This window comes from Pedobacter aquatilis, from assembly GCF_032678405.1.
In the GTDB taxonomy this organism is placed as follows: Bacteria; Bacteroidota; Bacteroidia; order Sphingobacteriales; family Sphingobacteriaceae; genus Pedobacter; species Pedobacter aquatilis_A.
Genome location: NZ_JAVTSJ010000006.1, coordinates 71,786 through 91,218, shown reverse-complemented (window position 1 = coordinate 91,218; position 19,433 = coordinate 71,786). Strand labels below are relative to the sequence as shown.

Sequence of the window (19,433 nt, the reverse complement as noted above, 5' to 3'; positions counted from 1 at the left end):
AATAAAAGGAAAGGCCCGGCTAAAATAGCCGGGCCTTTCCTTTTATTTCTTTGGTAAGATTATTTACCTGCAGCTTTCTGCATTGGGTTTAAACCAACCGATTGGCCGCGAACAGATGAGGCTGCCTTTGCTTTGAAAACCTTGAATTTGCTTTCTTTAGCCTTCCCGCCCCAGGTGTTATTCGATGTATCAATATCTGCAGTTTCTCTAAGCGGATCAATTAAAATCGATTCTACTTCTTTATCCTTCACATAGAATTTGGAAGTTTTTAATTCATTGTGTCTCCATATCTGCGCTGGGATTCTGTCGATTTCCTTCGTTCCATCTTTATAAGTAAACTCAACGATAATCGGCATTACTAAACCACCTTTATTACTGAAATCCAGCTCATAGAAAAATTTATTCTCGTATTTCTGCTGTTCATTTGAAGGAACAACATCCAGAGGCAAAGCAGCTTGTGTTTTAATAGCAGTAGTGGTATCAACCGAAACTAAGCCCCTGTCGTATTTGTAGTAAAAATCCTGTGCTGCAGGGTTTTTATCTGCGTAGAAACTGATTTTTTTATCTTCACGGTTTCTGATTTTAGAAATATCCTGAAAGGCATTTACAGCGGGTCTATCAATCTTAACCATTCTTGTTCTTGCTTCAGGAATAGTTGTCGGGAAATCTGCTTTAGCAAATTTTACGGTATCTAAAGAAATATCGCAAGGTTCAGTCCCGTAAAACCAGCCTCTCCAGAACCAATCTAAATCTTCACCACTTGCATCTTCCATCGTACGGAAAAGATCTGCCGGTTGCGGATGTTTGAAAGCCCATCTTCTTGAATATTCTTTAAACGCATAATCAAAAAGCTCTCTGCCCATAATGGTTTCGCGAAGGATGTTTAAACCTGTTGCAGGTTTTGAATAAGCATTCGGGCCAAAGCGGGCAATATTTTCCGAATTGGTCATAATTGGTTCAAGCTCATCTTTTGGCAATTTCATGTAATCTACAATTGTGTATGCCGGGCCTTTTTTGCTTGGGAAAGTATTATCCCAAAGTTCTTCTGTTAAATATTCTACAAATGAGTTTAAGCCTTCATCCATCCATGTCCACTGACGTTCATCACTATTTACAATCATTGGGAAGAAGTTATGTCCAACTTCATGAATAATTACGCCCAACATACCATTTTTAGTGCTTTCACTATATGTTCCATCGGCATCTGTACGGCCGTAGTTAAAACAAATCATTGGGTATTCCATTCCGTTTGCCGCTTCTATACTTTGCGCAACCGGATAAGGATAAGGAATGGTAAAATCAGAATAAGTTTTAATGGTATGCGCTACAGCACGTGTAGAGAATTTGCTGTAAAGATTATAGGCCTCTTTACCATAAAAACTCATACACATTACAGTATTATTATTTGCAGCAATTTTCTGAGGCATTGCATCCCAGATAAACTTACGTGAAGATGTCCATGCAAAATCACGAACATTGTTGGCCTGAAAAACCCAGGTTTTAGTACCTGCCGCTTTCTTACCCTCTGCAGTTTTAGCTTCGGCAAGTGTTTGGATTTCTACCGGGGCAGTTGCGGTTTTAGCCGAATTGTATCTGCTTAACTGCGCCGGATTTAAAACCGCACTGTAGTTAATACATTCGCCTGTAGAACCTACAAGATGATCTGCAGGAACGGTCATTTGCACTTTAAAATCACCAAAAGTCAAGGCAAATTCGCCTCTTCCTGTAAACTGATGGTTTTGCCAGCCCTGAAAATCGCTGTATACACAAAGACGTGGGTACCACTGTGTCATGGTAAAGAGGTAGTTGCCATCTGCTGGGAAAAATTCATAGCCACCGCGACCGCCAACAGTCATTCTGTCGGTAATCTTATAATTCCAATCGATATTGAAAATAAATTTCTGTCCTGTTCTTAAAGCAACTGGCAAATCAATTCTCATCATCGTTTTGTTTACAGTATAACTTAGCTTTTTGCCAGTAGCATCCGTTAACTTCACGATGTTAATACCGAAACCATTGTTTTCTTTTGAGCTTAAGTTATCGATACTTTGTGTTGTTCCGGTTGCAGGCATTTTTGTTGCATCCTGGTAATTGGCACTTTTATTAGTACTATGCTCATTTTCATCAAGCTGTAGCCAGATATAAGTTAGCGGATCGGGGGAATTATTAGTATAGGTAACCGTTTCGCTTCCTGTAAGCAATAAGTTTTTTTCATCAAGTGAACACTTAATGTTATAATCAGCACGCTGCTGCCAGTATTTCACGCCTGGTGCTCCGCTGGCCGTACGTTGCTCATTTGGTGTTGGCAAAATGGTACCCAACTGCTCAAACTTGTTCCCGTGGTTGCTCCCCGGGTTGTTTTGAATGTTTTGCGCCATTGCCAAACTGCCTGCAAAAGCCAACAGGCCTGTTAATGTAAATAATTTATTCATTGTTTATGTTATGTTAAAAAGGGATTCGCTCCAAAGCCATTTGTAAAGCCAGGCTAAATACGGCTGCCGATAAAAACAATACCCAATCGCGGCGTTTTATCTTGGTATAATTAAAAATAAATAAAGTGATCGCTAAAATAATCATCACTACGAAAATTTGTCCAGCTTCCAAACCCACATTAAAACCAAAAAGCCCCCAGCCTATATTCTGGTCTTTCGCCAGCATGATCCTGATGGAATTTGCAAAACCCATTCCGTGTACCAGACCAAAAACCAGCGCCAGGTAGTAATTTATCCTTACCGATTTTAAAGAAAAATCTTTCCTGAACAAATTACTTATTGCCGTAAAAACAATGGTACAAGGAATTAAAAATTCCACCCATTTGCTTTCAAAACGGATAACATCGGTAACACTTAAAAACAGGGTTAGCGAATGGCCGATTGTAAAAGCTGTTACCAAAATCAGTACCTGTTTCAGGTTTCTGTAACTATAAATAGCAACAAGCGCTAAAATAAACAATTGGTGATCTAAAGCATCGGCACTTATAATATGTTCCCACCCCAATTTGAAGTAAAAGATGAAATCTTGTATCGGCATTTATAATAAATTAGCTTTGTGAGCGAAGCTTTAGTAGCTTTGAACGCTTAAAATTAAAGTTTTAATTATAAAAAAGATAAAATCGGCAAAATGCATTTGTTAAATACCAAATTTGTTACCTTATTTTTAGTTTTTGCACTTGGCATAAGCACAAAAGCGCTAAAACATCCGCTTCATGTAAGTACAACCGAAGTAAACATAAACGGTAAAGATAAAACGCTTGAGATTAGCTCGAGAATTTTCAGCGACGATTTTGAAGCCATTCTGGTAAAACTTTACAAGCAAAAAACCGACCTGAGTAGCCCTGCCATGAAAACCCAGATGGATGCCCTGGTAAAAAAATATATGCTCAGCCACTTACAGGTTAAAGCCAATGGCAAACCGGTAAATTTAAACTATATCGGTTATGAAATCGACCATGAGGCCACCAATATTTACCTTGAAGTAGAAAAAATTACTCCACCAAAAACCGTAGAAGTAAGCAGTACGATTTTATACGATATGTTTGACGATCAGATGAGTATTGTCCATATTGTTAAAGGGCCGGTAAGAAAAAGCACCAAAATCCTCTATCCTGATAAAAGTTTCACCGCAAACTTTTAAATGTAATTTTTGTATTAGATATAAAAAAGGGGACTTAAATACATTAATTTTATTAGTTCCCTTCCTTTGTTTAGGTCAAGTGAAAAGGCAATAATTGGCAGGATAAATTGTTTGTTATCTTAGTTTACACGCTCCCTATTGTTAAATAAGTTATGCATATAATTGTCTTTTCCCCGCTTCTTACACCAAGAATAAAGTACATTTTTAACTTTATTTTTAAAGATATTTTAAAAGCCGAAGTTGAGTTTACAGGAAATATTGAGCATTTTTCACAAAGTGAGCACATCAGAATAAGCTATGCTGATAAGCCTTTGGGCGATGAGTTGTTTTTTAAAAACACATCTTTACTATTAGCCAACAAAGTTGAGGAACTTAAGCTTAAAACGATTTCTTTTGGCGATTATCTTGCACCATTTCCGGTTGCGGAATCGGCCTTGCCCTTTGATGTTTTTGCAGCCTCGTTTTTTATTTTAAGCCGATACGAGGAATACCTTCACAAAGCAAAATCAGATATTGATTTTACGGCCAAAAACAGTTTTCAGCATAAATGGAAGATCTTAAAAAGACCGATAATAGATGAATGGGCATTGATTTTAAAAAACATGATTAAAAAGAAACATCCATCTTTTAAATTTCATGAAAAAAGGTTCCATCACCAGCCAACGATTAATTTCACACTCCAACCCGACATCCCAACGGGTTTTCTGCCTAAAACAAAATTCATCTTCAGTTCGGTATTTAACAGGAAACACAAATTTTTAAGTACCATCTTCGACAACGTAACCGGCCTTGGCATAAACCCTGAAGAAGTTATTGCCGGATTAGACCGGCTGAATTTAAAAAGCCAGCCGCTTTATTTTGTAGATTTCCCTATCGACGATAAAAGCCGGTTAACTTTCGACAACAGCGCTGCATTTTTAAAGGAAAAACAAATCGGTTTGCTCAGGCCATGTACCTCCAGCAAAGAAAAGTCTGGCTATTTAAAAGCCGGTTTAGTGAAACTTGGCAAACTTCAAAACAGTTCAATAAACCTAAAAAGTCAGCAGTTAGACGTTTTAAAATTACCAACCTGTTACCTGCACTTACTCTCTGCCGGTATTACCTCAGATTATTCGATGGGTTATGCAGACAAAGTTGGCTTCAGGGCCGGCACATGCACGCCATTTAACTGGTACGATCTGCAACTTGAAAAGGTAACCCCTATAAATGTAAAATCCTATTCAATAAGCGACTCGGCCGTTCATTATCAAAATGTTACTGATGCCACTAAAACCATAAGTGATGTTATTGATGCCATAAAACTCGTTGATGGTCACTTTTATAGCAGCTGGCAACTCAAAAATCTATCAGAAAATGCTAAATTTAAAAAATGGAAAGCCGTTTTTAACGAAATGTTAAAATACGCAGGCTAATCTGAACATTATGACATTCGACTTAAGCAAAACAAAATCTATTGCCAATACCTTCATCGCCGAACTTCGCGATGAAAACATCCAGAAAGACTCCATGCGCTTCAGAAAAAACCTTGAACGCCTCGGCGAGTTTTTTGCTTATGAGATTAGTAAAACCCTAAAATTTACCACAAAAGAAGTAATTACACCACTCGGTACTTCCCAATGTGATTTTCTGGAACAACAACCAGTGCTAGCAACTATTCTCCGTGCCGGATTACCATTACAACAAGGCCTGCTCAATATTTTCGACAAGGCCGAATGCTGTTTTATTTCCGCTTACCGGAAAGTGAAAAAAAGTGGTGATTTCGTTATCCAGATGGATTACATTTCTACTCCCGATTTGGAAGGCAGGGTTTTAATTATGGCCGATCCGATGTTAGCTACCGGCCAAAGTATAGTAATGTGCTGCAAAGAATTAATTAACCGGTATAAAATCTCAGAACTGCATATTGTAGCTGCAATAGCAAGCACAGAAGGTGTTGCGCATGTAAAAGCCAACTTACCTAAGGCCAAATTATGGCTTGGCGCAATTGATGAAGAAATGACCAGTAAATCTTATATCGTGCCGGGCTTGGGTGATGCAGGAGATTTAGCTTACGGAGAAAAAGTATAACTGAGACCTTAAGATTTAACAGCTCATATCCTACCATAGAAAATTTAGATTTTGAACGACAAAAAACACATCTTTTTCGACCTGGATCATACCATCTGGGATTTTGACCGAAATGCAGAAGAAACTTTACAGGAACTCTATAATACTTATAACCTGAATAAGCTTGGACTAAATTCTTGCGCAGATTTTATCGCCACATATACGGAGAACAACCATCAACTATGGGCGGATTATCATTTAGGCAAAATCACCAAGGATTTTCTGCGATCGGAACGATTTAGAAAAACCTTTATTCAAATGGGCATTCATCCCGATGCTGTTCCGCAGCAGTTTGAAAATGACTATGTTAATATCTCACCAACCAAAACCAATCTTTTTGAAGGTGCAGAAAACGTACTGGGTTATCTAAAAGAAAAATATACACTCCATATTATTTCCAACGGTTTCAAAGAAACTACGCTTACTAAAATGAACCTTTCGGGATTAAATCCATATTTCAATAATGTTATCATTTCGGAAGATGTAGGGGTAAACAAGCCAAACCCGATCATTTTCGAGTATGCACTGGATAAAGCCAGGGCACTAAAAGAAGAAAGTATAATGATCGGCGACAGTTTAGAAGCCGACATTTATGGTGCGATGAATTTTGGTATGGACGCCATCTTTTTTAATCCGATGAAAAAAGAAAAACCCGAGGAAATTAAAAAGGAAATCATTCACCTGGAAGAATTATTAACTTTATTTTAAACTTTCGGCAAAATGAACACCAGCAAAGTTAAAAGATCCATACACCAGATTGTTGATGCTTATAAAGCAAAACTTTCTTCTTATGCTGATGATGTTTTTCAATTGGTACCTCCCATACAAGGCTGGAGCTACAGCGAAGTTTATTCGCATATTTTTGATTCAAGCCTGCTTTCTTTAATTGCACTGGAAAATGCAGCAAAGGACAAAGGCGAAAACCAACCTACACATTTTGCCGTAAAACTGATTTTGTTTTTCGGCGCCCTTCCTCCAGCACAAAAATATAAAGTTCCGAAAAGACTGGCCTCAAGGGTGAAAAAAATAAGCAAAACCGATGCGATGGATTTTATCCTCGAATTCGAAGAAGCATTGGAAGAGGCTTATCCTTTAATTAAAGATGCTAAAGTGACCAGCAAAACCAAACATCCGCGATTGGGTTACTTAAACGCAAAGCAATGGTTAAGGTTTATCGAAGTACATTTAAAGCATCACATAAAGCAGCTGGTACGCATAGAAAAGAGTTTTCAGCAAAGCATTTAAATTTTACATCTTTGCGTTAATGAAATTACCCACCATAAAAGGTTTTGATGAGGAAGCACTAAAGAAGTATTTTAAAAATACCGGTATGCTTTTAATTGGTAAAGTTGGAAGTTTAGCAATTAAAATGCTTAGTAGTATTGCAGTAGCCAATTATCTTCTCAGTTATGGAAATGGGATTTTAACGACATCTGTATCATATGTATTTCTTTTTGCAGCTTTAGCTGGTCTTGGGCTTGATCAGTTTATCGTAAAGGAGCTTCATCAGTTCCCGGAAAGAAGAGATAGTATTCTTGGTTCTGCTTTTTCAATGAAATCAATTGCAGGTCTAATCTGTATTCCACTTATATATATTTCCTGGTCAATTTATCCGCTCGAAGGAATCAAATTTGGGTATATATTTCTTTTATCCTTTATGGGGATTTTTCAATCCTTCACCGTGATTGATTCATACTTTCAATCAGAGGTTAAATCAAAATATATAATGCAGGTTCAAATAATTGGCAATCTTGTTTCCGCAGCGATAAAAGTTTGTTTAATTCTCACGCACTCAAACCTCACATTATTTTTCTTCGCCTACCTATTTGATACAGTTTTATTATCAATTGGTTATGTCATTTCTTACAATCAAAAAGGAAGAAGCATTTTGGCATGGACATGTGATTGGAAATTGTCAAAAAAATTACTTTCACTCTCATGGCCACTTATCGTTTCCGGAATAATGGTCTCCATATACATGCGAGTGGATCAAATTATGCTTAAACAGATATTAGGCGAACATGGAATTGCAGAAGCGGGAGCATATAATACAGTTGTTATGTTTAGTGAAGCTTTAAATTTTGTTCCTATTGCGATTGTATCATCATTATTCCCCGCTATTTTGAATGCCAGAAGAGATGATAAAGAGCGATACCAGAAACGATTGCAGAATCTCTACGACTTAATGGTTTGGCTAAGTTTAAGCTTTGCTTTATTTATAACCTTTGCTTCACCCCTTATTTACAAACTCTATAAACCTGAGTATATTGCTGCAGCGAAAGTTCTATCTGTTCATGTTTGGGGTTCAATTTTTGTCTTTCTTGGTGTCGCTAGCGGTCAATTTTTGATCGCCGAAAATTTTGGCCACTTATCATTCATAAGAACTGGGTTAGGAGCAATCGTAAACATTATTCTAAATATTATTTTAATTCCTAAAATGGGGATGATGGGGACAGCTATTGCAACAGTTATAGCATACTTTGTTTCTGCATTCTTTGTACTATTTATTCCTAAACTTCGCCAACAAGGTATAATGATGTTAAAATCATTATTTTTGATCACGGCATTTCAAAAAATATTTAAACGTTGAGTACTCTAAAAGCATTAACAAACCTAATTGCCAAGCCAAACAGGCTTAAGGCATTATTATCATACGGACATAAAGGCTACCTTAACAGCATTGGCTGGTTCACTGCCTTCGACAAAAAACAGGCAGTAGACGGGCAAGGTAAAGCGCTTCCATGGGTAACCTATTCCTTTATCGATTTTATCAAAGAAAGGATAAATAAAACACAGCATATTTTCGAGTATGGCTCCGGAAGTTCAACCATTTTTTATGCGGAAAGAGCAGGATCTGTCACTTCTGTTGAGCACGATAAGGGTTGGTTCGACAATGTAAAAAACAGCAGTCCGGCAAATGCAGAAATGATTTTCTGCAACCTGGAACGAGATGGCGAATACGCAAAAAAGGCTACCTTGCTTGACAAGAAATTCGACATTATTATTGTGGACGGCCGCGACAGGGTGAACTGTTGTAAATATAGTGTTGCAGCCTTAACAGCAAATGGCGTTTTGGTTTTAGATGATAGTGAACGTGAAGTTTACCAACCAGCCAGGGCCCTATTGAAAGCGCAAGGTTTTAAAGAAATTAGTTTCAGTGGTATTTCTCCAGGCTTGTTTTATGAGAAAGCAACCTCAGTATTTTACAAATCGGAAAACTGTTTAGGCATTTAACCTTCAGAATTTACAACCTATGATTAGCGAAGAAGTAAAAACAGCCTACGATAACTTTTATACCAATAGTGATGTGGCCTGGCGCATGCTTGGCGCTAAATATAAAGCACAGAATATTGTTGATGTTTGCAAAGAAATAAAGCCAAAAAAGGTTTTAGAGGTTGGTGCAGGCGACGGAAGCATTCTGCATTTTCTTAACGACTGGCACTTTGCACCGGAATTTTACGCTTTGGAAATTGCCCAGAGTGGTGTTGATATTATAAAGGATCGCAAACTTACACTTTTAAAGGAAGTACAAACTTTTGATGGCTACAAAATCCCTTATGAGGATGATACTTTTGATTTGGTGATTTTAGCCCATGTGCTTGAACACGTAGAACACGAACGCATTTTACTTCGGGAATTAAAAAGGGTTGCAAAATACATTGTAGTTGAGGTTCCTAAAGATTACCGTTTTGGCGTTGACACCCGAATGAAGCACTTCTTAGATTACGGCCATATAAATATGTATACGCCTACATCGTTAAGATTTCTGTTGCAAAGCGAGGGACTGGAGATTTTAGAAGATAAAGTTTCAATGACCGCAACTGAAACAGTTAAATTTAATGAGTTTGTTAATAAAAAAGCACCTAAAACTTTCAGTAAAAACCTAAAAATCGAGCTGGAATATCGAATAAAAAAAACATTGGGAAATCTTCTGGGAAGAAAAAAACAGGAGCAATTTGCCAACGCTTATACCGTTTTAACCAGAAAATCAGATTCTAACTTACAAATATTTTAAATTACTAAAATGGGATTGCTTCACCCATTCCACACCTTCCAAAGGCTTCGGTTCGCAATGACAATAAAAGATACATCATTGCGAGGAGGTACGATGAAGCAATCTAATTCTTAACGCCACTACATCTTTTATTAGTAATACGACATTATGCAAAACCTTGCTCCAATAGCACTTTTCGTTTATAACCGCCCGCAGCATACCGAGCGTACTTTAAAGTTTTTACAACAAAACGAACTGGCGGCAGAAAGCAGGTTATATATTTTTTCTGATGGAGCTAAAACGCAACAAGATGAAGCAAAAGTTGCTGAGGTACGGTCAATAATAAACAAAACAGAAGGCTTTAAATCCGTTAAAGTAATCGAGCGATTGGAAAATGCCGGGCTTGCAAATTCAGTTATTGCCGGTGTTACCCAACTGATAAAAGATTATGGCAGGGTTATCGTTTTTGAAGATGATTTAGTAACCTCGCCACATACATTAACCTATTTCAATGAAGGCTTAAATTACTATCAGAATGAACCAAAGGTGATGCATATCGGAGCATACATGTATCCCTTAAAAGCTGAAAACCTCCCGCAGTCATTTTTTTACAGGGCTGCAACAAGCTGGGGATGGGCCACCTGGGATAGGGCATGGAACCATTTCGAGCCAAATATCGATACCCTTTTAAATCAGTTCGACAATAAGAAAAAGGCTGCTTTTGCTATTGATGGCACAATGAATTTCTGGAAACAAATGATGGAATTCAAAAACGGGAAAAACAACAGTTGGGCAATACGCTGGTATGCATCTATTTTTTTGAAAGGTGGTTTAACGCTCAATCCATCGCAGTCGCTGGTAAACAACATTGGTCATGATGGAACCGGTGTCCATTCCGGCATAAACGACATCTACAACGTCATCATTAATCCAAAACCAATAACTGAATTTCCGAAGGTGATTGAGGAAAATCCACAGGTTTATCAAATTGTGAAAAATTTTCTCACCAACAGAAAAGGAAACCTCTGGGATCGGCTTAAGCGATTCCTGATAGAAAAACTGAATAAATAGCTAAAATGATTTAATTTTAAAATCTGTTTTCTTTGTACTTTAGATTACCAAATAATTTAAATATGAAGTTTGTTCTTGCTGCATTTTTTTTCATTTCTTCGTTTGCTTATGCTCAAACCGCTCCAAAGCCTTATGGAGCTGTACCATCGGCAAGACAGTTAGCCTGGCATGATACAGAAGTATATGGATTAATTCATTTTACACCAACCACCTTCGAAAATAAGGAATGGGGATTTGGTGATGCTGATCCTAAATCTTTTAATCCATCAGATTTTAACGCCGAACAAATTATTAAAGTTGCAAAAGCCGGAGGTTTGAAAGGTATAATTCTGGTTGCCAAGCACCACGATGGCTTTGCACTATGGCCAACAAAAACAACAGCATACAACATTACGAAAAGCCCGTTTAGAAATGGCCAGGGAGACCTGGTTAAAGAAGTTGAACAGGCTGCACGAAGAAATGGTTTAAAGTTTGGGGTTTATTGTTCGCCTTGGGATAGAAACAATGCTAAATATGGCACACCAGAATACCTGGCCATTTACCAGGCACAACTTAAAGAACTTTACAGTAACTATGGTGCGCTTTTTATGAGCTGGCACGATGGTGCAAATGGTGGCGATGGTTACTATGGTGGCGCCAAAGAAAAACGCTCTATTGACAACACAACCTATTATGATTGGAATAATACCTGGGCTATCACAAGAAAAATGCAGCCTATGGCTAATATTTTCAGCGATATTGGTTTAGATATCCGTTGGGTTGGTAACGAAGATGGTTTTGCCGGAGAAACCAGCTGGGCAACTTTCACACCACTACCCCCTGAAGGAAAAAATGTGGCTGTTCCCGGCCAGGCAAATTACCCGCAAAGCCCGACAGGTATTCGGAATGGTAAATTCTGGATGCCGGCCGAATGTGATGTACCTTTAAGAAAAGGCTGGTTTTATCACCCTTCAGAAAAACCTAAAACACCGGAATATTTATTTGATCTTTACCTAAAAAGCGTGGGGCATGGAGCTGGTTTAGACCTCGGATTAGCTCCCGACACCCGTGGGCAACTTCATGATGATGATGTGGAAGCCTTAAAAACCTTTGGCGATATGGTTAAACACACTTTTGCAAATAACCTGGCTAAAGGCGCTCAGATTACGACAAGTAATAGCCGTGGCAAAAGTTTCAATGCAATTAACCTTTTAGATCAAAACAACAAAAGCTATTGGGCAACTGCCGACAAGATACATACAGCCAACTTGGTAATCGATTTAAAATCGCCAAAAACTTTTGATATTATTAGCTTACAGGAATACATCCCTTTGGGCCAAAGAATTGAGGAATATAACATCGAAGTTTTCGAAAATAATACCTGGAAAAAAATTTACGACGGAACCAGTATTGGAGCAAAGAGGTTAATCAAACTTGACGAACCAGTAACTACATCAAAATTAAGGTTAAACATCACCAAATCGCCAGTTTGTGTTACCTTAAGCGAATTTGGAATTTATAAGAAAACCGGTTAATTATCTGATTGCATTATTCATGCTATCCCTTAACTTATAGGTTAACAATAAAAGCGCTTCAATTTCCCTGGTGGTTTGTTTACTGTATTTCGTAAGACTATCGGCATGAATATCTCTTCGCATTAGTTTTGCCACACTAAGAGACTTTTCTGCAATTTGGGTCTTCATTTTTCTATCGTAGGCATCAATCGCTTTGAGGTTTAAAGGCTGCATTTTTTTTATTATCTCAATATTTTTTTGCCCTTCTTTAATTCCGTATTCCTCAATCTGACTAATTTTTTCACTTTTTGTTAAATCAATTTTAAGGTATAAAACATTATTAAAATTTAACAGGTTCTTACTAAAGTCATACTTTAACCGCTTATATTTTTCCGTTTGGTAATTGGGTGTGGTAAGGAATATTGTTACGCTATATATTAAAATCAGCAATACGGAAAAACCATATTTAAATATTGGTTTTTTAAATGGCTCAAAGTTGAAATCAGCGATTAAAATATAACAAAGCATAAAACCAGAAATAATACCGCCCATATGTGCAGCATTGTCCGTTCGCTTTGAGACAGCACCATTGAATAAAATAATCGCAGTCGCTATTGCGGTACTAATTAATAAAGATTTAGTAGCATTCTTTTCAAATGATTTATTAAGCAACAAAGCTAAAAATGCGCCGAATAACCCCATAATTGCTCCTGATGCGCCCATCATAACACCTTCCTCGTGAAACAACAAACTTGTTAAGCCGCCGCAAATTCCACTGAAGAGGTAAATGAATAGAAATTTTTTCCACCCCAGTTTATTTTCAATCATTAAACCGATATACACCAGCGCATACATGTTAAAAAATAAATGCACAAAAGAGTAATGTACAAACTGATGTGCAATTAAACGCCATACCTGCCCATCCAAAACCAAATGCCTGTTGTTTACCCCAAAAGTCAACAGCAATTCATCCATTTTATAAATGAAGCTTTCCCTGGAATTGGTTTTTAATGCCTGTTGATAAAGAAACCCGGCGTAAATAACGGTAATTATCTTTTTAAAAAACCAGTATAGAATATTGATAATTACCAGGACAGGTGCTACGAAATATCCTTTTTGAGGTAAAAAAACATAAAGTATATTTTTTATTTTATTCTTTGCTGCCAGTGGTGCCTTTTCAAAATAATCAACATCCTGTGTCTCGGCAAACTCGTGGAATTTTACCAGGCTTTCTTCCCAGACATCCTTTAGCTGAAACTGCACATATTCGAACTCATGAAAAAATTTTTCAAGATTCTGATTGTTTTTCCCATAATCATTAAACCACATCTGTATGCCTACACATTCACTTTTAACAATGGCAAAATTGCCATGAATGCGAATTGAAATTTCTTCACTGTAGGATTGAAATGATATCGGCGTGTAAGCGATTACACCTGTTTCGGATACATGACTTAAGTTCCAGCCGAGGTTTTCGATGGCTTGTCTTGCAATAATCAGGTATTTATCAACCGGAAAATCGGCCAATGGGATGAACTGTTCAACTTTGGGTGAGTAACCCCAACTTATAGACATAGAGCGTTAAATTTTCTTAGCCTCTAATATAATATAAGGTGATAAACTTTGACTTTCGAACGGGATAATTTTTGTAAAAACCTTTCCGCTTAACCATATTAATTTCTTAAACAGCTTTACACCAGCAGATTTCTGTGACTCATTTTCTAACCAGACGCTGAATTTCCCAAAATAACCTGATTTTACATCCTTCAAACCTGCTTTTTCGCAAATTGATTTTAGCAAATCCGGATTCATGCTATCAATGTTATGCTTATCGTAATTCTCTTTATCAAAGTTTTTCTGGAACCAGCCATTAAAAGCCTTGAAATTCGGCAAAGTAATAAACAGTGTTCCACCAGGTTTTACAAATGCAATGTGGCGGTTAATAATATCAGCAGTATCGTTAAAATGCTCAATTAAACCGCAGCTCAATACCAAATCATATTGCTGTGCTGGTTGGTAATTAAACAAATCTGTTTCAATAATATTAATATCTTTTTCAGTTAAATCATTTTTTTCCAGAAGTTCTTTAACTACTGGCGGATGAACAAAATAATCAAGCAGCGTGACATCAATTTTGAAATATTTTTTTAAAAAAACAGCATAATAGCCCGGGAAACCACCCAGTTCAATTGCATTTTTAACTTTATTTTTTTCGATAATATCCGCCAGCTGGCGATGAAACAGGTAGTTTGATGGCAGTTGAACAGCAAGTCCTTTTTTACTTTCCCAATAATTTACCCAAAAAGCCCTGTCGGTTAATAAATTTGCCATGTTTTAATTTGATTCCAAAGCTCAAAGAAACGGAAAATTTGGTTAACTGTAAAAATGATAAATTGGTTAATTGTGAATGTGGAGATTACATCAACAATTAACCAGTTCAAACAATTGAGCAATTAGCTTATTTCAAATCTTTCAAAATTTCGGCAACTGCTTTTTCCAATTGTGGATCTTTGTCAGCAAGCCGGTCTTCAAATGTATTTTTAACGAAAATATCTGGTTTTACACCTTCTTTCTCGATGTTTTTTCCGTCCATGGTATAACAACCCCATGATGGTAAACGATACGAAGAACCATCTACCAAACCTTTGGCAGAAGTAAAAATAATCCATCGATAAGTTTCAGTACCGATAATTTTCCCAAGTTTTAGTTGTTTAAATCCTGCAGCGGTCATTTCGGCATCGCTTAACGACTGTTCATTAACCAATAAAACAATCGGTTTTACGGCCGGGCCGAAATTGCTTTGAGGAGCCATTTTACCACCACGGTATTTCCATTTTAAATACGGGCGTTGTGATAGGAATTTCAATACTGCGTCATGAACATTTCCACCGGTATTATAGCGTAAATCTAAGATGATAGCATCCTTATTTTCTTCCTGTTCTACCATATCGAGCATAAAACGCTCAAGCTCGCCAGAACCCATATTTTTCATGTAAGAATATGCAATGCGGTTGTTCCCCCATTTATTCACATTCTGACGGTTTTTAGCAATCCATTCATCATACAGATTATTTCTTAACGAGTTCGAATTTTGAGGGTGAATGTTTACAAAGATTTCCTTGCCTCCGCGAGATAAGGTTAAAGTCATTTCCTTATCCAACGATGGTTTGCTAAAGTAAAAATCACGATCTACCTGATCATCTACCTGTATACCATTTACGGCTTTTAAAATATCGCCGGGCTGAATATTTACACCATTGAACGAAGCACTGCCTTTCGCTATTAATCTTTCAACTTTATAGGGATTTTCATTATCAAACATAATTCCTGTTTGATTGGTAATGTAATTTAGATTTTTGCGCTCTTCAGCACCAAAGCTGTTAAAGCCCATGTGCGAAGAATTCAACTCGCCAAGCATATCATTTAATAAAATCCTTAAATCACTTCTGTTGTTTACATAAGGAAGGTATGCAGCATAACGGGTTTTCATTTTTTCCCAATCCACACCGTGGAAATTTTCATCATAGAAATTCTCATCAAGGCCAACCCATGTTTCGTAGAACATCTGGTTAAATTCTGCATTTAAATTCCTTGCAAATTTGTATGCATGGTCAATTTTATCAAGCTTATTTCCATCGAGATTATACTTTCCGATTACGCCAGCGGTTAGTGTAAAATACTTCTCACCTACTTGAATTATGCTGTAATCACCGCCATCGCTAACTTTCTCCGTTTTATTTGCTTCAAAAGGTTCTATTGTTGTGCGATAAAGTGCGCTTTTTCCTCCCTCGTGATTAGAAGAATAGAAAACGTAGGTTTTATCTCCTTTTGCAAAAACATCGGTACCGAACTGGCTTCCAAAACCTGGGCTCACCAGTTCAACACGATCCAGAATATCCTGCGTATTGATGGTAATCACGCTCGCAGGTTTCGGCGTAGGTTTAGCATCTGCTTTCTTTTTGGTGGTATCAGCCGCTTTTGCACTTTTCTTATCAACAACCGCAGGTTTTACATCTTTTGGTTCAGGAGCAGTTTCCTTAAACAAATCATCAAATTTATCTGAACGGTAAGGTGCATCGTAGTTATTCAGTGCCATACGATAGATGTGAACATTTTCGCTTCCTGAAGGATAAAACGGCTCCGTACGGGCGCTCGTAAAGTAAATGTATTTTCCATCTGGCGACCATGCCGGCGCAGTTTCAGTTACACCTGTATTGGTTAAATTGATTGTTTTATTACCCTTGATGCTGTGAACAAGAATGTCTTGTTCAAAATTCCTGTAGGCAGTAAATAGCACATACTCATCATTAGGAGAAAAATTTGGAGTGGAATTCTGAATTGCCCAAAACTCATCCGTTACCAGCGTTTTGCTTTCAAATGTTTTTAAATCGATAAGTTTAAGTTCATTTCTACCACTTAAATAAACGCCCATAGTACGGCTTTTATTTAGCGTAATATCCCTGTCGTTAGCTTTATCCTTAGTAAGTTGTTTAATTGTTCCTTTTCCGTCTCCGGTAATGGTAAACCAGTTTTGATAACCGTTCCAGGTTTGGCAAAACAAAATAGTTTTATTATCTGCAAGCCATTTACATTGCATTGCCCGCTCGCCACTGTTGGTAATTTTACGGATAAATTTACCGTCGGCATCGCTCACAAACAGTTCACCCCGCGAAATAAAGGCAATTTTTTTACCATCAGGCGCTACGTCAAAAGCCGAAATATTTCCCTTAACATCATATTCCTGAGCTTTTGTTAAAACTTGGTTTCTTGAGGTACTGATGTTTACTTTTTCAGCTTTCTTTGTTGCTACATCATAAGTGTAAAGCTGATAATCTTTTTCGAAAACTACCGTTGCTCCATTTGCGGCAACAAACGGGCGCTTTATGGATGAATCAAAATTAGTCAGTCCAGTTTTCTTGCCTCCTGTAAAAGTGTATAAGTTATATTCATCATTTGCTTCATCTGAAACAAAAAAGATATTACCTTTCGAATCTACACTTGTCCAGAAATCCTTACCAATGTAGTTAGTATATTGTTTATACGCCTTTGTTTTAGGATTATACGACTGTATATCGGGATTATAAGCCCCTTTATAATGCTTTCTGTTTGCAAAACGATAGCTTTCCCAGGTGTCGCTAAAGAATAATTCTCCATCAGGCGCCTCTGCAATATGATGGGTTGTATTAAAATAGTTTTCAAACAAACGTACTGCCGTTCCGCCGTTTATACCAACTTTATAGCTCGAAAAAGAATTAAATCTTCCCGAGGTAAAATAAATGGTTTTCGAGTCCCAGCTCCAGTTATCAACTTCGTCAGATGCATCATTAAAAGTTAATTGTTTAATATCACCTCCAGCCATTGGCATGATATACACATCGTAATTACCAAACTGATTAGATGAGAAAGCCAGCCATTTACCATCAGGTGATACTTTTGGATTAATTTCTTCGCCCTGCATGGCCGTAATTCTCGATGCAAGCCCACCTTTAACAGGAACTTTCCAGATATCGCCATCGTAACTGAATACTATTGTTTGCGCATCGGGCGTTAAAGCAGGATAAGCAGCAAAATAGGTCTGACCTTGTGCAAAGGAGTTAATAGGCAACAAAAATGCTATTGCCGCGAGCGATTTTAACAGGGTTTTAATCATGATTTTGTTTGTTTGGCTTTGGAAAGCTGAACCCGAAATGATTAAAATAATCATTAATTTTTCTTAATAATTATTTTAATCATCAAAGGCTCCATCCTTCAATAAAATGCAATAAAATATTAGGATGAAATTACACAACAGATTTTATATTCGTAAACAATAAAATGTATTTTTGAACTGATTTGAAGATTTTACACCTAAATACGTATGATGGAAACGGTGGAGCAGGGAGAGCCTGTTTACGCCTGAGTGATGCTTTAAAAGCCAGCGGTATTGATTCGAAAGTTTTGGTGTATTACAAGTTCGGGCAAAACCCAAAAATTGATACCTTCAGCAAGTCGCCTTTCCAAAAAGCTAAAGCCGTTTACAATATTCTTTCAGAAAGATATTATGCCAAATTGTTAAGCAAATCGGTAAAAACACCATTTAGCCTGCAATGGTTCGGACGTTCGATAAAGAACCATCCCGATGTTAAAAGTGCAGATATAATTCATTTGCACTGGGTTAATCATGGTTTTTTAACACCGAAATTTTTAGCAGAGCTTGATGAACTTGAAAAACCTATAGTTTGGACTTTCCACGACAGCAATGCTTTTACAGGCGGCTGCCATGTACGCTATGGCTGCGAAAACTTTCACCAGCAATGCGGTAACTGCCCGATCTTAAAAATTAGTGGTAAAAACGATATCTCGAACAAAACCTGGCTACGAAAACAAAAAGCTTACAGCGAATTAAATTTCCATATCGTAGCACCAAGTAACTGGATGGCCGCTTCAGTTAAATTCAGCAGTTTACTGGGCACCCGCAGCACAACGGTTATTCCAAATACTATCGAAACGAATATCTTTAAACCTTATGTTAAAGCAGAGGCAAAAAAAGTCCTGAAAATTGACCCTGAAAAATTCGTATTAATGAGCGGATTTATGCCATCAAAGAACGATAAGCATAAGGGAACACCATACCTTATTGAAGCACTTGAAATTTTATCGAAGCGTAAAGGTATTGATAAATCGAAAATAGAGCTGGTTATTTTCGGGAACAAAGAAAATGCTGAAATGCCGGAATTCCCATTCAAAACGACTTTTCTGGGCACGATTAATAAAGATGAACATCTGGCAAAATGTTATTCTGCAGCCGATGCTTTTATTACGCCATCATTAGAAGATAACCTGCCTAATACAGTAATGGAGAGCCTTGCCTGTGCTACACCTGTAATTGCCTTTACCACCGGTGGGATTCCGGATATGGTTAAACACCATAAAAACGGTTACTTAGCAGAATATAAAAATGCTGCCGACCTTGCCAATGGCATTGAATGGCTTTACCATCGCCCAAATAAAGAAGAATTACATAAAGCAGCACGTTTAGGTATTTTAACCGATTTCTCAGAAGAAGTTATCGCTGCAGAGCACATTCACCTTTACGAAACACTTATTGATTTGCAGCCAAAATAAATTTGTGTTTACGAAATTTCATTTTCCGGGCT

The 19,433-nt window shown here is 37.4% G+C and carries 16 protein-coding genes; 11 read left to right on the top strand and 5 right to left on the bottom strand.

Features of this window, described 5'->3' with window-relative positions; genetic code table 11:
* Window positions 1–59: 59 nt before the first annotated feature.
* Window positions 60–2,432, bottom strand: coding sequence for a M1 family metallopeptidase (locus tag R2R71_RS16375; protein WP_316832355.1), 2,373 nt, complete (start codon window positions 2,430–2,432; stop codon window positions 60–62).
* A gap of 13 nt (window positions 2,433–2,445) precedes the next feature.
* Window positions 2,446–3,030 carry a HupE/UreJ family protein gene (locus R2R71_RS16370; RefSeq protein ID WP_316832354.1) on the bottom strand — a complete coding sequence of 195 codons (585 nt, stop codon included), beginning with the start codon at window positions 3,028–3,030 and terminating at the stop codon, window positions 2,446–2,448.
* A 90-nt stretch (window positions 3,031–3,120) separates the two neighbouring features.
* On the opposite strand from R2R71_RS16370, the gene R2R71_RS16365 reads away from it, so the two are divergent.
* The 10 genes from R2R71_RS16365 (at window position 3,121) to R2R71_RS16320 (ending at window position 12,318) form a co-directional block, all read left to right on the top strand.
* The gene (locus tag R2R71_RS16365) at window positions 3,121–3,633 is read left to right on the top strand and encodes a DUF6702 family protein (protein WP_316832353.1); all 513 of its coding nucleotides are present in this window, start codon (window positions 3,121–3,123) and stop codon (window positions 3,631–3,633) included.
* A gap of 152 nt (window positions 3,634–3,785) precedes the next feature.
* Window positions 3,786–5,045 carry a DUF7033 domain-containing protein gene (locus tag R2R71_RS16360; protein WP_316832352.1) on the top strand — a complete coding sequence of 420 codons (1,260 nt, stop codon included), beginning with the start codon at window positions 3,786–3,788 and terminating at the stop codon, window positions 5,043–5,045.
* 10 nt (window positions 5,046–5,055) lie between these two features.
* A complete protein-coding gene (upp, locus tag R2R71_RS16355; RefSeq protein ID WP_316832351.1) occupies window positions 5,056–5,700 on the top strand; it encodes a uracil phosphoribosyltransferase in 645 nt (214 codons plus the stop codon).
* Between the two features lie 48 nt (window positions 5,701–5,748).
* Window positions 5,749–6,447, top strand: a complete 699-nt coding sequence (locus R2R71_RS16350) for a YjjG family noncanonical pyrimidine nucleotidase (RefSeq protein WP_316832653.1) — start codon at window positions 5,749–5,751, stop codon at window positions 6,445–6,447.
* A 12-nt stretch (window positions 6,448–6,459) separates the two neighbouring features.
* On the top strand, window positions 6,460–6,984 hold the full coding sequence (locus tag R2R71_RS16345) for a DinB family protein (RefSeq protein WP_316832350.1): 525 nt from the start codon (window positions 6,460–6,462) through the stop codon (window positions 6,982–6,984).
* A gap of 19 nt (window positions 6,985–7,003) precedes the next feature.
* On the top strand, window positions 7,004–8,329 hold the full coding sequence (locus R2R71_RS16340; RefSeq protein ID WP_316832349.1) for a flippase: 1,326 nt from the start codon (window positions 7,004–7,006) through the stop codon (window positions 8,327–8,329).
* Entirely contained in the window at window positions 8,326–8,973 is a 648-nt protein-coding gene (locus R2R71_RS16335) for an FkbM family methyltransferase (RefSeq protein WP_316832348.1), read from the top strand. Before R2R71_RS16340 ends, R2R71_RS16335 begins: the two co-directional genes overlap by 4 nt.
* 19 nt (window positions 8,974–8,992) lie before the next feature.
* Window positions 8,993–9,754, top strand: a complete 762-nt coding sequence (locus R2R71_RS16330; RefSeq protein WP_316832347.1) for a class I SAM-dependent methyltransferase — start codon at window positions 8,993–8,995, stop codon at window positions 9,752–9,754.
* 147 nt (window positions 9,755–9,901) lie between these two features.
* Window positions 9,902–10,804, top strand: a complete 903-nt coding sequence (locus R2R71_RS16325) for a sugar transferase (RefSeq protein ID WP_316832346.1) — start codon at window positions 9,902–9,904, stop codon at window positions 10,802–10,804.
* A 62-nt stretch (window positions 10,805–10,866) separates the two neighbouring features.
* Window positions 10,867–12,318 carry an alpha-L-fucosidase gene (locus R2R71_RS16320; protein ID WP_316832345.1) on the top strand — a complete coding sequence of 484 codons (1,452 nt, stop codon included), beginning with the start codon at window positions 10,867–10,869 and terminating at the stop codon, window positions 12,316–12,318.
* Here R2R71_RS16320 and R2R71_RS16315 read toward each other — a convergent pair whose 3' ends face one another.
* From R2R71_RS16315 to R2R71_RS16305, 3 genes are all read right to left on the bottom strand, one after another.
* Window positions 12,319–13,872, bottom strand: coding sequence for a rhomboid family intramembrane serine protease (locus R2R71_RS16315; RefSeq protein ID WP_316832344.1), 1,554 nt, complete (start codon window positions 13,870–13,872; stop codon window positions 12,319–12,321).
* A 6-nt stretch (window positions 13,873–13,878) separates the two neighbouring features.
* Window positions 13,879–14,628 carry a class I SAM-dependent methyltransferase gene (locus tag R2R71_RS16310; protein WP_316832343.1) on the bottom strand — a complete coding sequence of 250 codons (750 nt, stop codon included), beginning with the start codon at window positions 14,626–14,628 and terminating at the stop codon, window positions 13,879–13,881.
* 127 nt (window positions 14,629–14,755) lie between these two features.
* Window positions 14,756–17,947: a S41 family peptidase gene (locus R2R71_RS16305; RefSeq protein ID WP_316832342.1), complete on the bottom strand. Its 3,192-nt coding sequence runs from the start codon at window positions 17,945–17,947 to the stop codon at window positions 14,756–14,758.
* 182 nt (window positions 17,948–18,129) lie between these two features.
* Between R2R71_RS16305 and R2R71_RS16300 the strand changes: the two genes are divergently transcribed.
* Window positions 18,130–19,401 (top strand): glycosyltransferase, encoded by a 1,272-nt coding sequence (locus tag R2R71_RS16300; protein WP_316832341.1) that lies wholly within the window; start codon window positions 18,130–18,132, stop codon window positions 19,399–19,401.
* Window positions 19,402–19,433: the final 32 nt, after the last annotated feature.

What these genes read in the sequence shown, in the direction of transcription:
- R2R71_RS16310 (WP_316832343.1), bottom strand. Translation starts at nt 14,628, where the DNA reads ATGGCAAATTTATTAACCGACAGGGCTTTTTGGGTAAATTATTGGGAA.
- R2R71_RS16315 (WP_316832344.1), bottom strand. Translation starts at nt 13,872, where the DNA reads ATGTCTATAAGTTGGGGTTACTCACCCAAAGTTGAACAGTTCATCCCA.
- R2R71_RS16365 (WP_316832353.1), top strand. Translation starts at nt 3,121, where the DNA reads ATGCATTTGTTAAATACCAAATTTGTTACCTTATTTTTAGTTTTTGCA.
- R2R71_RS16325 (WP_316832346.1), top strand. Translation starts at nt 9,902, where the DNA reads ATGCAAAACCTTGCTCCAATAGCACTTTTCGTTTATAACCGCCCGCAG.
- R2R71_RS16345 (WP_316832350.1), top strand. Translation starts at nt 6,460, where the DNA reads ATGAACACCAGCAAAGTTAAAAGATCCATACACCAGATTGTTGATGCT.
- upp (WP_316832351.1), top strand. Translation starts at nt 5,056, where the DNA reads ATGACATTCGACTTAAGCAAAACAAAATCTATTGCCAATACCTTCATC.
- R2R71_RS16360 (WP_316832352.1), top strand. Translation starts at nt 3,786, where the DNA reads ATGCATATAATTGTCTTTTCCCCGCTTCTTACACCAAGAATAAAGTAC.
- R2R71_RS16340 (WP_316832349.1), top strand. Translation starts at nt 7,004, where the DNA reads ATGAAATTACCCACCATAAAAGGTTTTGATGAGGAAGCACTAAAGAAG.
- R2R71_RS16305 (WP_316832342.1), bottom strand. Translation starts at nt 17,947, where the DNA reads ATGATTAAAACCCTGTTAAAATCGCTCGCGGCAATAGCATTTTTGTTG.
- R2R71_RS16320 (WP_316832345.1), top strand. Translation starts at nt 10,867, where the DNA reads ATGAAGTTTGTTCTTGCTGCATTTTTTTTCATTTCTTCGTTTGCTTAT.
- R2R71_RS16370 (WP_316832354.1), bottom strand. Translation starts at nt 3,030, where the DNA reads ATGCCGATACAAGATTTCATCTTTTACTTCAAATTGGGGTGGGAACAT.
- R2R71_RS16375 (WP_316832355.1), bottom strand. Translation starts at nt 2,432, where the DNA reads ATGAATAAATTATTTACATTAACAGGCCTGTTGGCTTTTGCAGGCAGT.
- R2R71_RS16330 (WP_316832347.1), top strand. Translation starts at nt 8,993, where the DNA reads ATGATTAGCGAAGAAGTAAAAACAGCCTACGATAACTTTTATACCAAT.